This window comes from Streptomyces sp. NPDC050759, assembly GCF_044456945.1.
Taxonomy (GTDB): Bacteria; Actinomycetota; Actinomycetes; order Streptomycetales; family Streptomycetaceae; genus Streptomyces.
In genome coordinates, this window is the sequence record NZ_JBITGI010000019.1 from 141,727 (window position 1) to 155,701 (window position 13,975).

Below are 13,975 nucleotides of genomic sequence, written 5' to 3' on the forward strand. Positions count from 1 at the left end.
GCGCCGACGGAGGAGCCGGGCCCGGGCCGCACAGGGATGGCGACGGAGGTCCCGAGCCCGGGCCACCGCGGGGCCGAGGGAGGACCAAGCCCTGACCTCACCGGGACCCCGACACAGAACCCAAGCCTTCGCCTCACCTGGGCGCCGCCGGAGCCAGCGGCGTCTGGCCCCCTATGGATCCCGAGATGGGGGCTCCAGGAGCCGCCGGACCGCCGGACCGCGGCGCCCCCTGGGACTCCGGCGGAAGCGGAGCCTGCGACGTAACCGGGCCCGCGGGCCCCGCCCGTGCCCTGACCTCCGCCGTGAACGGCCCCCGCCCCGAAGCCGCCGTCACATCCGAGATCTCGCCGACCATCGCGCACCGCACGAGCCGCGCGCCCTGGTCCCGCGCCACCCCCTCGGCCCGGGCGCAGGCCACCACGGGCCCGTCGGCCCAGTGGTCCGCCGCCGCGAGCGCCGCGAGATCCGCGCCCCCGGCCGCCCGGTGCCGTACGACGACGGCCTGTCCGAGGGCCAGCACGACCCCGAACACCACGCACAGCACCGCGATCGCACCGACACTCCAGACGGTGGCGGAACCACGGTCCGAGCGGGCGCCGGTGAGGTGGACGCCGGCGAACCGGGCGACAGCGCGGCGGGCACCGGTGAGGCCGGCTTCCGCGAACCGGGCGACAGCGCGGCGGGCACCGGTGAGGCCGGCTTCCGCGAACCGGGCGACGGCACGGCGGGCACCGGTGAGGCCGGCTTCCGCGAACCGGCCTTTCGCCGACCGCACGGCGGGGGGCCGCGCAACCGCAACCCCGCGCTCCGCCGATCCGCTCCTCGTCGAACCGCCGCTCATCCTCCTTCACCCACCGTCTCCTCCGCCCATGCCACGGCCTCCTCCCGCACCTCGAAGGGCAGGCCGTGCAACGCGAGCGGCTTGGCCACGACGACCACGCGGACCCGGTCACCCTCCCGGGCGACCGTCACCTGCGCGTCGCGCGGTGCCGTGTCCCGGGCCACCCGGACGACCGCCTCGGCGGGGTCCTGGCGGGCCGCCGCGCGGGCGCCGGTCCTGGCGGCGTCCACGCACTGGATCTGCGCGGCCACCACGAGCAGCCCCCACACCAGCGCCATCGCGAACATCACCAGCACGGGCAGCACCATGGCCGACTCGGCCGTCACGAACCCCTGGTCTCCCGCTCGTTCACGCCTTCGCATCGAGCGCCCGTTTCACGATGGCCTGGAGTTCCGCGCTGACGGTCCCGCTCGTCACCACCTTGTAGAGCACCACCGCGAACGCCACCGCCGCGACGATCCCCATCGCGTACTCGGACGTCACCATCCCCCTGTCCTCGCGCATCGACCGCGCCCCGCTCATCGTCCTGGACACCAGGGCACGCACCCGCGCCCATACCGCCTTGTACATCTCAACCCCCGTAAGGATCAGTCCTGTTGAACAATCGCCTGACTTACTTGTCCGCCGGGTCACCGGCCGCCGACCGTCATCGCCCACCCCCTCCCAGCACTCCACCCGCGAGCCCGATCACGATGGGCAGCACGCCCACGGCGATGAACGCGGGCAGGAAACACAGCCCCACCGGCGCGGTGACCAGCACGGCCGCCCGCCGCGCCCGTGCCGTCGCGGTGCGTCCCCAGTCGGCGCGAGCGTCCGCCGCGAGCGCGGCAGCCGGTCCGGCCGCAGGCAGCCCCGTCACATCGGCGCGTTCCAGCAGCCGCGCCAGCGCCCCGGCGCCCGGTGTCGAGGCGAGCCTCCGCCAGGCCTCGCCCGGTTCGCCGCCGAGTCTTACCTCCGCCGCCCCGCGCACGAGTCCCTCACCCACGGGACCGCCCAGCGCCTCACCCACGGCCTGTGCCGCGATCACGGGACCGGCGCCGGCCGCGATGCAGGCGGCCAGCAGGTCGGCGGCGAGCGGCAGTTGCCGGGCCGCTTGGCGCGCGTCGGCCTCCTCGGCCCCCACGCCGGCCGTCTGCCGTAGCCGCCACCGCCACAAGCCCGCCGCGACGACCAGCCCGACCACGACACCGGCGAATCCGCCGACCAGCACCCACCCGGCACACCCGACGCCGACCACGGGCAGCCACCGCCGCACGAGATCCCGAGCCTCGAACCGCGGGCCCTCGGCCGTGGTCTGCGCAGCGGCCAGCAACTCCCCGAGCCGCCGCCGCACTCGGCGCTCATGCCGCGCGGCCGCGGCCCACCGGGCGAGCCAGGCGATCACCAGTGCCGCCCCCACAACCGCCCCCAGCCTGTGGACAACTTCCGCGCTCATGCCGCCTCGGCTCCCCGTACGATCCGCGTCGCCCACCACATCCCGATGCCCTCCAGCAGGCCGCCGACCAGCAGGCAGCCCAGCCCGGAGCCGGTGTGCAGAAGGACGTGCAGGGGGTCGGCACCGAGAGCGGCACCGAGACCCAGCCCCAGCACCGGCAACGCGGCGAGCATCCACGCCGTGGACCGGGCTCCGGCCAACTGGGCGCGGAGATCGGCTCGTTGGTCCCGATCGGCCCGCAGCGCGCCTTCGAGCCGATCGAGCCCGGCCGCGAGCCCCGCGCCCTGGTCCACGGCCACCCGCCAGCACGCGGCAAGCCCCAACAGCCCTTCGGCCCCAGGTCGCCGAGCCGCCGCCGCGAGCGCCCCCGGAACATCCCCGCCGAACCGGGCCGCCGCCAACACAGCGGCCTGCGTCTCCCCCAGCCCACCGAACTCCGGCACTCCAGGACCGAACCCACCCGATCCGGCCCCACCGTCCCCCGGGCCCTCGAAATCCCGCACAGCCCGCACCAGCGCCTCCCCCGGCTGCCGCCCCGCCCTCACCTCGCCGGCGACCATCGCGCACAGCGCGATCACCTCGTCCGCCCGCCGCTCACGCACCCGGCGCTCCGTCCGGGCCAGCCGCACCCGCCGCAGCAACGGCACCCCGGCGGCTCCCGCGACGGCCGGCAGCAGCGAGGCCCCCAACACGGCGATCACCAGCCCTGCGACCGCCGCGCACCACTCGAACCCGAGTCGCCCACGAACCTGCCTCAGCTCCCCCACCAGTCGCCGCCACGGCGGAGGCCCGACCCCCACCACATCGCCGCTCGCCAGCAGCACCTGCGCCCGCCGTGCCCCGGAACGCCGGCCGCCCCACAGCCACACGGCCACCCCGAGGCACCCCACGACCACACCCGTCGACCCCACCGACATCTCCCCCATCCCGATCACCACGTCCTCCCGTCGTCCGAGCCATCTCGTCGTCGTCCTCCCGCTCCGCGCCCGCCCAAGTCACCCGCCCTCCCCCGACGGCCCCCGCATCGCGTCCCCGAGCAGTCCTCGCAGCCGCTCCCACCCCCGCTCGTACGCGAACGCCTCCGCTCCCCAGCGCAGCGCCGGCACAGTCCGCACCAGCCCCGTGGAGTCCCGCTCCAACACCCGCACCTCGGCGATCCGCCGCCGCCCGGCCCGGTCACGCACGAGATGCAGGACGACCGACAGCGCGGCCGCCAACTGGCTGTGCAGCGCTGCCCTGTCGAGCCCGGCCGCCGTGCCCAGCGCCTCGAGACGGGCCGGGACATCGGCCGCCGCGTTGGCGTGCACGGTCCCGCAGCCGCCCTCATGGCCCGTGTTCAAGGCGGCGAGCAGATGCACCACTTCGGGCCCGCGCACCTCACCCACGACCAGCCGATCGGGCCGCATCCGCAGCGCCTGTCGCACCAGGTTTTCGAGCGTGACGAGGCCTGCGCCCTCCTGGTTGGCGGGTCTCGTCTCCAGCCGTACGACGTGCGGATGGTCCGGCCTGAGCTCCGCCGAGTCCTCCGCGAGCACGATCCGCTCGCCCGGCCCGACGAGCCCCAGCAGCGCACTCAGCAGCGTCGTCTTTCCGGTGCCGGTCCCGCCGCTGATGAGGAAGGACAGCCGCGCGTCGAGCAGCGCCCGCAGAACCCGGTCTCCGCCCGGCGGCACCGTGCCGGCCGCGACCAGTTCGTCCAGCGTGAACGCACGCGGGCGTACGACCCGCAGCGACAGACAGGCACAGCCGACGGCCACCGGAGGAAGCACCGCGTGCAGCCGGGTCCCGTCCGGCAGCCGCGCGTCCACCCAGGGCCGCGCGTCGTCGAGGCGCCGCCCCGCCACTGCGGCGAGCCGCTGCGCGAGTCGCCGTACGGCGGCCGCGTCCGGGAAGGAGACGGTGGTCAGTTCGAGTCCGCCGCCCCGGTCCACCCAGACCCGGTCCGGCGCCGACACCAGGACATCCGTCACCGACGGGTCGGCGAGCAGCGGCTCCAGGGGCCCGCTGCCGACCAGTTCGGACCGCAACCGCTCGGCCGCGCCCAGCACTTCAGCGTCCCCGAGGACCCGTCCCTGCTCCCGCAGTGCCTGCGCCACACGCGCGGGCGTCGGTTCGGCCCCGCTCTCGGCCAGCCACTGCCGTACGCCGTCCAGCAGCCCGGGAGCCATGTCCGCGCCGGGCGTCGAGGAAGCCGTACGAGCACCCACCACCGGGGCGGCCCGCAGCCCGATGGCACCGACCGGCACCTCACCCGACCACCGCCGCTCGACAGAACCCGCCACCGAATCACCCGACCGCCACCGCTCAATGGATCCGGCTACCGGATGACCCGGCCGCCACACCTCGGCAGAACCGTCCCCCGCGCCGTCCGCCCGCTCGAATCCCGAGAACACGTTCATGCCGCTCCCGCCTCCGCCAACGCCCGCTCCCAGAACTCCTTGCAGAAGCGCGCGAGCGGCCCCCGCACGGCCGCCCCCGGAGGTGAGTCGCTTCCCCGCGGCCGCTGGAGCACCGACTCGACCGGTACCTCGCCCACCAGGGGCAGTCCCAGCAGACGGGCCACCTCACGGTCGTCGAGGCCGGGTGCGTACGGGCCTCGTACCGCCACCCGCAGGTCGCGCAGGACCATGCCGACGGCGGAGGCCATGCGGCCGGCCGCGGCGACGGCGCGCAGTTCGGCGGGGACCACGAGGATCCCGAGGTCGAGCTGGGAGAGGACCTCGGCGACGCCGTCGTCGAGGCGGCGGGGCAGGTCGACGACGACGGTGCCGCCCCGGCGCCGGGCCGCGGCGAGCACCGCCCGCACGGCCTGGGGCGGGACGGCGATGCGGTCGCCGCGGTCCCAGCTCAGCACCCGCAGTGAGTGCAGCCGCGGCAGCGACTCCTCCAAGGCACCGCCCCCGACCCGCCCGCGCGAGGCGGCGAACGCGGGCCAGCGCAGTCCCTCGGTGCTCTCACCGCCGAGGAGTACGTCGAGTCCGCCGCCCAGGGGATCGGCGTCCACGAGGAGGGTGCGCAGGCCCTCACGCGCGGAAGTGACGGCGAGGGCACACGCGAGCGTGGAGGCTCCCGCCCCGCCGCAGCCGCCGATGACGCCGACGGTGAGGGCGGGCCGGCCGACGCCCTCGGTGACGTCGGCGATGCGGTCGACCAGCCACTGCTCACCGTCGGGCAGCATCAGGACGTGATCGGCGCCGATCTCGACGGCCCGCTTCCACACCCCGGAGTCGTCCTGGTCCCGGCCCACGAGCACCACTCCGCGCCGGCGTGCGGCCCCGCGCACGCGCCGCGCCGCGTCGTCGCCGATCAGGACGAGCGGGGCGGCCTCCCAGCTTCCTCTGGGCTCCGGCACCCCGTGATGCACCTCGGCCTTCGCCCCGGCCGCCGCGCACAGGCGCAGCAGGTCGTCGAGCAGGTCCTCGTCCTCCGTGACGATCAACGGTCGGCCCGGTCGCCCTCCGGCGGCGGGCTGCCCCTCATGTGTGACGGCTGCGGTCACGGTCTCCATCCCCCTTCGCCGCGCCGCGCGAGGTCCTTCACAGGGCCCGCGCGGCGCCTCTCTCACGCGGCCCCTTCGGCCCCGCGATTCCCAAACATGTGAAGAACCGGCAACCGGCCTCCATATGAACGGCCGATACGAACCGGCCAAACGCACCCGACTAACCAGAACCGGCCATGAAGTCGGCTGGAGCGGGGCGTGTGGGAATCACGGTGCAGCGATCCCGGAAATCGTGTGGATCTTGGTCGATAACTGTGGACAACTCGGCGGTTGTGAATATCGCCGTCACCCATACCGGTGAGTCCCGCAGCGCCTGTGCAAAACTTCCGCAGAGCAGCGCGACGACTACACGCAGTGACGGATCACGGGCAGACGGAAGAGGCGGCCGAAGCCGCCTCGAGGCAGTCGCGGGACCGCGAACGAAAGAGGAAAAACCCACCCGGACATGCGACGACCCCCACCGGGGGGGAGAGTGGGGGTCGTCTCCACGGCCGACTCGGGGGGGGGAGGAGCCGGACCGGGTTAGCACGGTCGCGAACGATCCGTGACTTCCATGGTGTACCCGAGAGCCCTCTCAGGCAAACCCACGCGCCTCACCTTACGCCGAATGGGCTGCACCTATGCTCGGGCTCGTGGAAAACCACTCCTTGCCTCGCACAGCAGCCTTCTTCGACCTGGACAAGACGGTCATTGCGAAGTCGAGCACACTCACGTTCAGCAAGTCGTTCTACCAAGGCGGGCTGATCAACCGCAGAGCCGCCTTGCGGACCGCATATGCCCAGTTCGTCTTCCTCGTCGGCGGTATGGACCACGACCAGATGGAACGCACCCGCGAGTACCTGTCCGCGCTCGTGCGGGGCTGGAACGTCCAGCAGGTCAAGGAGATCGTGGCCGAAACGCTCCACGAACTGATCGACCCGATCATCTACGACGAGGCCGCCTCCTTGATCGAGGAGCACCACACCGCCGGCCGCGACGTCGTCATCGTCTCCACGTCCGGCGCCGAGGTCGTCGAGCCGATCGGCGAACTCCTGGGCGCCGACCGGGTGGTGGCGACCCGGATGGTCGTGGGCGAGGACGGCTGCTTCACCGGGGAGGTGGAGTACTACGCGTACGGCCCGACCAAGGCCGAGGCGATCAAGGAACTGGCGGAGTCCGAGGGGTACGACCTGGAGCGCTGCTACGCCTACAGCGACTCGGCGACCGACCTGCCGATGCTCGAGGCCGTGGGCCATGCGCACGCCGTCAATCCGGACCGGACACTGCGCCGCGAGGCTCTCGCGCGCGGGTGGCCGATTCTCGATTTCCACCGGCCGGTCCGGCTCAAGCAACGGCTGCCCGGATTCGCCGTACCGCACCGCCCGGCGCTCGTCGCGGTCGCCGCGATAGGAGCGGCGGCAGCGACGGCAGGCCTCGTCTGGTACGCGAATCGGCGGCGGGCGACAGTGGCCTGAGGCGATTCCACCTACTTGGCCCCTATTTGAGGATAAAAGTAAAGAACGGCGGCCAGGGGTTCCGCTTGCTCCGGTCCAGGAGTACAAAGGGGTTAACGGCCCGCGAGACCAAGGACATCCGAGAGGATCACCTTAGAAACGCATTTGGCCCCACGGACCGAGCATGGACACCGAGCACCCACGCGACGTCGACCCGTCGATTACGGGCCAGCCGCACCAGGTGACGGGCAAAGTCCCGACCTGATGGGCAATACATCGAGGACGCTTGGTAACCCGGTGAACATGCCAGCGGCGGTACGAGCCCTCGTACCGCCGCAACCCTGTTCCAGGGTTTTACGCCGCCCCGCGCTGGAGCGCCTCGCACACCGCCGTCGACTCGCGCGCACCCAGTTCGATCGCGCGGCCGCAGTGGGCGATCCAGGCGGCCATGCCCTCGGGGGTACCGGAGACGTATCCGTCGAGCGCCGCCAGATAGGCCGCACGGCCCAGTTCGGCGTGACCGACTTCCGCCGGGCAGACCGACTTCGGGTCGAGTCCGCTGCCGACCAGGACGATCCGCGCGGCCGCGCGGGCGACCAGGCCGTTGTGGGACACGAAGGGCCTGAGGGCGAGGAGTTCTCCCTGCACGACGGCGGCCGAGACCAGAGCGGGGGCCGAGCTGCCAGCGATGATCAGCTCGGACAGGCCCTCCAGCCGGCCCGAGACCTCGGACGCACCCGGCAGGGGCAGCTCGATGAGCGGCTCGTCGACGGTCTCGCCGGCCTGACGGGGACGCCCGATCTCGTCCCCATCGGTCGCCGCGGCGACCAGGTGCAGCCGGGCCAGCACCCGCAGGGGTGACTGCCGCCAGATGGACAGCAGTTGACCGGCCTCGGCGGTCAACCGCAGCGCCGCACCCATGATCCGCGCCTCGCCGTCGACGCCGAAGTCGGAGCGCCGGCGCACCTCTTCGAGGGCCCAGTCCGCGCCGGACAGCGCGGCCGAGCCGCGGGCGCCGCGCAGGGCCGCCTCGGAGGTGATCTCATTGCTGCGGCGCCGCATGACACGGTGCCCGTAGACCCGGTCCACGGACTTGCGCACGGACTCCACGGACTCGGCCACACCGGGCAGTGAGCCCAGGGCCGCCAGCGGATCGGCGTTCGCGCCTGTCGTACTCATGAGTACGACCCTACGCAACCCAGCCGCCTGACCCTCGATGGAGTGGTCTTCTTCACGACGCCTGCCACATACAGCTATCGACCTACTACTCTTTGTGAACATGAAAATTGCTTTCGTCGGGAAGGGCGGCAGCGGCAAGACCACCCTGTCCTCCCTGTTCATCCGCCATCTCGCGGCCACCGGAGCACCGGTGATCGCCGTCGACGCCGACATCAACCAGCACCTGGGGCCGGCGCTCGGCCTGGACGAGGGCCGGGCGGCCGAGCTGCCCGCCCTGGGCGAGCGGCTGCCGCTGATCAAGGAGTATCTGCGGGGCACGAACCCGCGGATCGCCTCGGCCGCGGAGATGATCAAGACGACTCCGCCCGGCGAGGGCTCGCGGCTGCTGCGGGTGCGCGAGGACAACCCGGTCTACGAGGCCTGCGCACGGGCGGTGGAACTCGACGGCGACATCGTCCGTTTGATGGTCACCGGCCCCTTTACGGACGCCGACCTGGGGGTCGCCTGCTACCACTCCAAGACGGGAGCGGTGGAGCTGTGCCTGAACCACCTCGTGGACGGGCCGGGCGAGTACGTCGTGGTGGACATGACGGCGGGCTCCGACTCCTTCGCCTCCGGCATGTTCACCCGCTTCGACATGACGTTCCTCGTCGCCGAGCCGACCCGGAAGGGGGTCTCCGTCTATCGCCAGTACAAGGAGTACGCCCGCGACTTCGGTGTCGTCCTGAAGGTCGTCGGCAACAAGGTGCAGGGCCGGGACGACCTCGACTTCCTCCGCGCCGAAGTCGGGGACGACCTGGTGGTGACGGTCGGGCACTCCGACTGGGTACGTGCCCTGGAGAAGGGCCGGCCGCCCCGGTTCGCGCTCCTGGAGGACGTCAACCGCCGCGCCCTGCACCAGCTGCGGACGGCCGTCGACGCGACGTACGAGCTGCGTGACGCGGAGCGCTACACCCGGCAGATGGTGCACTTCCACCTGAAGAACGCCCAGTCCTGGGGCAATGAGCGCACGGGGGCCGACCTGGCGGCACAGATCGACCCCTCGTTCGTGCTCGGCGAGAGTGCGGTGGCGGCCACGACCGCCACGGCCTGACGGCTACTGCTTCTTGTCCGTAGCCGCCGGCGCCCCCGGCACACCCTTCGGTGCCGGGGCCGGCCGGCCCGACAGGAAGGCCGGCCAGCCCTGCTTCGGTGCCTCGCCGACGCCGAGGGTGCCCAGCTTCTCCAGGGTCTTCGGGTCCTGGGCGTCCAGCCAGTCGGCCAGCTGCCGGAAGGAGACACAGCGCACGTCGGGCTTGTTGCACACCTGCTCGACGGTCTCCTTGACGGCGCGCATGTAGGTGCCGCCGTTCCAGGACTCGAAGTGGTTGCCGATGATCAGAGGCGCGCGGTTGCCGTCGTAGGCCCGGTGGAAGCCCTTGAGCAGGCCGTCACGCATCTGGTCGCCCCAGAACTCGTACTTGTCCGGGTCGCCCTGGGTCGCGGTGCCGGACTGGTTGACCATGAAGTTGTAGTCCATCGTGAGCTGCTCGTAGGAGTGCCCGGGGAAGGGCACGAGCTGCATCGACAGGTCCCACAGACCCTGCTTCTTCTTCGGCCAGACCTGGTCGTTGACACCGCTGGTGTCATAGCGGAAGCCCAGCTCGCGGGCGGCCTTCATGAAGTTCTTCTGGCCCTCCAGGCAAGGGGTGCGGGCGCCGATGAGCTCCTTGTCGTAGTCGAAGGGCAGCGGGGAGGCCTTCGTCATCCCGGTGTTGGTCTTCCAGGACTTCACGAACTTCTTCGCCTGGGCGATCTCGTCCTTCCACTCCGCCACCGACCACTGGCCGACCCCGCCGCCGCTGCCGCAGAAGTGGCCGTTGAAGTGGGTCCCGATCTCGTTGCCCTCCAGCCACGCCAGGCGCAACTGCTTGACGGTGTCGGCGATGCCCTGCTCGTCGTTGAAGCCGATGTCGGAGCGGCCCGGGGAGTGCTGCGGCGGCTTGTACTCGTCGCGCTTGTCCTCCGGCAGCATGTACACGCCGCTCAGGAAGTACGTCATCGTCGCGTGGTTCGCCTTGGCGACCTCACGGAAGTGGGAGAACAGCTTCTGGCTGTCCTCGCCGGCGCCGTCCCAGGAGAACACCACGAACTGCGGGGGCTTTTCGCCGGGCTTGAGGCGCTCGGCTCTGGGCAGGTGCGGCTGCGCTCCGGTGTAGGCGGTGGAGCCGTCGCCGATCAGGCGGAACACCCGGTGGGGCGGGGCATGTCCGGGCTTCGCCTTCTGCGGGCCGGCGGCGCCTCCCTCGGAGACGTCGGTGCCGGTCGCGCAACCGGCGAGCGAGGCGGCGCAGACCGCGGCGACCACGGCTCCCGCGGCAATCCTGTGGGTGGCGGCCATGTTCCGCCCACCTTCTTCCTTCTCTCGGGGCCAACGACAGCGCCGCCAAGTTCGCATGGACTCGAGAAGGAATTAGTACGACAAGCCGATGAAATTGCCACTTCACCCGTCTAGGTGATTTGTTAACCCATTTGCCCGGAAAGTTCTTGCCTGTCCTTTACTCTGTATTACGATCCATTTACAAAGCGTTGAATCATCCCGCCGCTGCACGCCGTGACCCACGGCCGCGACCCGACCCCCGCCATCGACGGGGGACCACCTGTTCCGCGACCGCGCTGCCCCGGAGGAGACGGGAAAATGTCAGCCTGTGTTCCCACCCGCGCCACCGACCCGAGCGACTCGAACCCAACGAGGCGCGTCCACCCACCTCACAGCCCCCCACCGACCCCGCCGCGCCGCTTCCGCATCGCGGGCGCCGACGTGTCGGCCTCGATCGCGGTCTTCCTGATCGCCCTGCCCCTGTCCCTCGGCATCGCCCTCGCCACCGGCGCGCCTCTCCAGGCCGGCCTCGTGGCCGCCGCCGTCGGAGGGATCGTCGCCGGCCGACTCGGCGGATCCCCGCTGCAGGTCAGCGGCCCCGCCGCCGGACTCACCGTGGTCACCGCCGACCTGATCCATCGCTACGGCTGGCGAACCACCTGCGCCATCACCGTCCTTGCCGGAGTGGTCCAACTCGGCCTCGGCTGCCTGCGCGTGGCCCGCACCGCGCTCGCCGTCAGCCCGGCGATCGTGCACGGCATGCTCGCCGGCATCGGCGTGACCATCGCCGTCGCCCAGCTGCACATCGTCCTCGGCGGCACCCCGCAGAGCTCCGTCCTCGACAACCTCCGGGGCCTGCCCGCACAGTTGGCGCGCCTGCAGCCCGCCGCGGTGTCGGTGAGCGTGCTGACCCTGGCGCTGCTCCTTCTCTGGCCACGCGTCCCCGGCCGGGCAGGACAACTCCTGCGCAGGATCCCGGCCGCGCTCGTGGCCGTCGCCGGAGCCACCGCCGCCGCCTCGTTCGCCGGGCTGACCCTGCCCAAGGTCGATCTGCCGTCCTGGAGCAGCCACGCCCTGGCCGGGCTGCCCGAGGGGCCCCTGCTCGGCCTCGCCGCCGCCGTGCTCACCACCACGCTGGTGTGCAGTGTGCAGTCCCTCCTCGGCGCGGTCGCCGTCGACAAGCTGGTGGCCGGACGCACCGACCTGATCTCCGGCGCCCCCGGATCCGGCCGCGGTGCCCGCGTCGGCCGCTCCGACCTGAACCGCGAACTGCTCGGGCAGGGCGCCGCCAACATCGTCTCCGGCACGCTCGGCGGACTGCCCGTCGCCGGTGTGGCGGTGCGGAGTTCGGCCAATGTCCAAGCCGGTGCCGTCAGCCGGAACTCCACCGTGCTGCACGGCGTTCTCGTAGTGATCGCCGCACTGCTGATGGTCCCGGTCCTGGAGTTCATCCCGCTCGCCTCGCTCGCCGCCCTGGTGATGGCCGTCGGCATCCAGATGGTGTCCCTGCACCACATCCGCACGGTGACCCGACACCGAGAGGTTCCCGTCTACGCCGTCACCACCCTCGGCGTGGTCCTGTTCGGCGTCCTGGAGGGTGTGACCCTGGGCGTCGCCGTCGCCGTCGGAGTCGCCCTGCACCGCCTGACCCGCACCCGCATCACGCACCACGAGAGGGAAGGAGTCCATCACGTCCATGTGCGAGGGCAGTTGACGTTCCTCGCGGTGCCCCGGCTGAGCCGGGCCCTGCATCTCATCCCCCATGGAGCGAACGCCGTCGTGGAGTTGGACGGGTCGTTCATGGACCACGCGGCATACGAATCGCTGCAGGACTGGCAGAAGACGCACATCGCGCAGGGCGGCTCCGTCGAGCTGACCGGGCGCAGACCGGGCACGCGCATCGCCGAGCCGTCCGATTCCGCCCACTGCCGCTGCCGTCCCTGGACGCCCTGGCGCAACCACCAGTGTGAGCGCCCGTACACCGCGTCGGCCGCCGGACATGCCGGTGCGTCCGCCGAGCCCGGTGCGGCCCAGGGCCCGAGCGCGGGCCGCGAGTCGAGCGGGCACGAACTGGCCCGTGGCATCAGCGCGTTCCAGCGCAACACCGCACCGATCGTGCGGGGCGAGCTGGCCCGGCTGGCGCGCGAGGGCCAGCAGCCGGACCAGCTCTTCCTCACCTGCGCCGACTCCCGGTTGGTCACCTCGATGATCACCTCCAGTGGCCCGGGAGACCTCTTCGTGGTGCGCAACGTGGGCAACCTCGTTCCGCTGCCCGGCGAGGAGAGCGGGGACGACTCGGTGGCGGCCGCGATCGAGTACGCGGTGGATGTGCTGAAGGTGCGCTCCATCACGGTGTGCGGGCACTCCGGATGCGGGGCCATGCAGGCGCTGCTCAACTCCGAGCCGGGTGGCGCCCGGACCCCGCTGCAGCGGTGGCTGCGGCACGGCCTGCCCAGCCTGGAGCGGATGGCCGACGACACCCGACCCTGGGCGAGACTCGCCGGGCGGGCACCCGCAGACGCGGTCGAGCAGCTCTGTCTGACCAACGTGGTGCAGCAGTTGGAGCATCTGAGCGCCCATGAATCGGTCGCCCGGGCCCTGCGGGAGGGGGAGCTGGAGCTGCACGGGATGTACTTCCACGTGGGCGAGGCGCAGGCGTATCTGCTCACCGGGGCGGACGGTGGCGGCTTGTTCGACCATGTGGAGGCGGCGGCGGACCTGCCGGCTTGAGCCTTGGGCGTGTGCCTCGGGGGTGTGCGGCCCGTCCTGGAGGGGCCGCACACCCGCGGAGAGGCACCAGGATCGCCGGGACCGGTCCGGTGTCGGCACCTCAGGATGGGACCGCTCCCGCAGGGACTTGCCTGACCTGTGCTGCCGTATACGCGCCGCCACCTGGCTGACCCAACGCCGTCGCGGGCCTCGCCGACCGTCAGTTCATCGACCGCGACCGGTTCCAGGACGGCTGTCTCCCCGGCAGGGAGCCGCTCCAGGACGGCCCCGGCTCGTCCTCCGGATGGGTCATGCCGACGAGCTCCAGCAGTCGCCGCTCCGAGATGCGCCGGTCTCGGTCGGTCGGGAGTGTGAAAGGCGTTACAGACCCTGAACTCCGCCTGGTCGGCGTACGTGGGTACGGATGACCGGGCCGCCGGACTCGACGTCAACAGGTCTAAACCAATTCTAGGTCGACCCTTGTCATCACGCCCCCGGGGTGATGAGCTGTGGCCTGGGA

At 72.0% G+C, this 13,975-nt stretch carries 12 protein-coding genes; 3 read left to right on the plus strand and 9 right to left on the minus strand.

Features of this window, described 5'->3' with window-relative positions:
• Positions 1 to 133: 133 nt before the first annotated feature.
• From ACIBJB_RS39645 to ssd, 7 genes are all read right to left on the minus strand, one after another.
• The gene (locus tag ACIBJB_RS39645) at positions 134 to 841 is read right to left on the minus strand and encodes an Rv3654c family TadE-like protein (protein WP_398938434.1); all 708 of its coding nucleotides are present in this window, start codon (positions 839 to 841) and stop codon (positions 134 to 136) included.
• The gene (locus ACIBJB_RS39650) at positions 838 to 1,203 is read right to left on the minus strand and encodes a TadE family type IV pilus minor pilin (protein ID WP_398938437.1); all 366 of its coding nucleotides are present in this window, start codon (positions 1,201 to 1,203) and stop codon (positions 838 to 840) included. Before ACIBJB_RS39650 ends, ACIBJB_RS39645 begins: the two co-directional genes overlap by 4 nt.
• Positions 1,190 to 1,411, minus strand: a complete 222-nt coding sequence (locus tag ACIBJB_RS39655; RefSeq protein WP_398938439.1) for a DUF4244 domain-containing protein — start codon at positions 1,409 to 1,411, stop codon at positions 1,190 to 1,192. The genes ACIBJB_RS39650 and ACIBJB_RS39655 overlap by 14 nt, the downstream gene beginning before the upstream one ends.
• A 76-nt stretch (positions 1,412 to 1,487) precedes the next feature.
• On the minus strand, positions 1,488 to 2,276 hold the full coding sequence (locus ACIBJB_RS39660; protein WP_398938441.1) for a type II secretion system F family protein: 789 nt from the start codon (positions 2,274 to 2,276) through the stop codon (positions 1,488 to 1,490).
• Positions 2,273 to 3,202: a type II secretion system F family protein gene (locus tag ACIBJB_RS39665; protein ID WP_398938443.1), complete on the minus strand. Its 930-nt coding sequence runs from the start codon at positions 3,200 to 3,202 to the stop codon at positions 2,273 to 2,275. Before ACIBJB_RS39665 ends, ACIBJB_RS39660 begins: the two co-directional genes overlap by 4 nt.
• A gap of 69 nt (positions 3,203 to 3,271) precedes the next feature.
• Positions 3,272 to 4,444 (minus strand): TadA family conjugal transfer-associated ATPase, encoded by a 1,173-nt coding sequence (locus tag ACIBJB_RS39670; protein WP_398938479.1) that lies wholly within the window; start codon positions 4,442 to 4,444, stop codon positions 3,272 to 3,274.
• Between the two features lie 227 nt (positions 4,445 to 4,671).
• The gene (gene ssd, locus ACIBJB_RS39675) at positions 4,672 to 5,784 is read right to left on the minus strand and encodes a septum site-determining protein Ssd (RefSeq protein ID WP_398938445.1); all 1,113 of its coding nucleotides are present in this window, start codon (positions 5,782 to 5,784) and stop codon (positions 4,672 to 4,674) included.
• 611 nt (positions 5,785 to 6,395) lie between these two features.
• Here ssd and ACIBJB_RS39680 point away from each other — a divergent pair.
• Positions 6,396 to 7,229 carry an HAD family hydrolase gene (locus ACIBJB_RS39680; RefSeq protein WP_398938447.1) on the plus strand — a complete coding sequence of 278 codons (834 nt, stop codon included), beginning with the start codon at positions 6,396 to 6,398 and terminating at the stop codon, positions 7,227 to 7,229.
• Between the two features lie 333 nt (positions 7,230 to 7,562).
• On the opposite strand, the gene ACIBJB_RS39685 is transcribed toward ACIBJB_RS39680, so the two are convergent.
• Positions 7,563 to 8,387: an oxidoreductase gene (locus tag ACIBJB_RS39685; protein ID WP_398938449.1), complete on the minus strand. Its 825-nt coding sequence runs from the start codon at positions 8,385 to 8,387 to the stop codon at positions 7,563 to 7,565.
• A 100-nt stretch (positions 8,388 to 8,487) separates the two neighbouring features.
• Here ACIBJB_RS39685 and ACIBJB_RS39690 point away from each other — a divergent pair, with 100 nt between their 5' ends.
• Complete coding sequence (locus tag ACIBJB_RS39690; RefSeq protein ID WP_398938451.1) at positions 8,488 to 9,480, plus strand: ATP-binding protein; 993 nt, start codon at positions 8,488 to 8,490, stop codon at positions 9,478 to 9,480.
• 3 nt (positions 9,481 to 9,483) lie between these two features.
• Here the strand turns inward: ACIBJB_RS39690 and ACIBJB_RS39695 are convergent, their stop codons facing one another.
• Positions 9,484 to 10,767: a hypothetical protein gene (locus ACIBJB_RS39695; protein ID WP_398938453.1), complete on the minus strand. Its 1,284-nt coding sequence runs from the start codon at positions 10,765 to 10,767 to the stop codon at positions 9,484 to 9,486.
• A 297-nt stretch (positions 10,768 to 11,064) separates the two neighbouring features.
• Between ACIBJB_RS39695 and ACIBJB_RS39700 the strand changes: the two genes are divergently transcribed.
• The gene (locus ACIBJB_RS39700) at positions 11,065 to 13,476 is read left to right on the plus strand and encodes a SulP family inorganic anion transporter (protein ID WP_398938455.1); all 2,412 of its coding nucleotides are present in this window, start codon (positions 11,065 to 11,067) and stop codon (positions 13,474 to 13,476) included.
• The last annotated feature ends 499 nt before the right edge of the window (positions 13,477 to 13,975 follow it).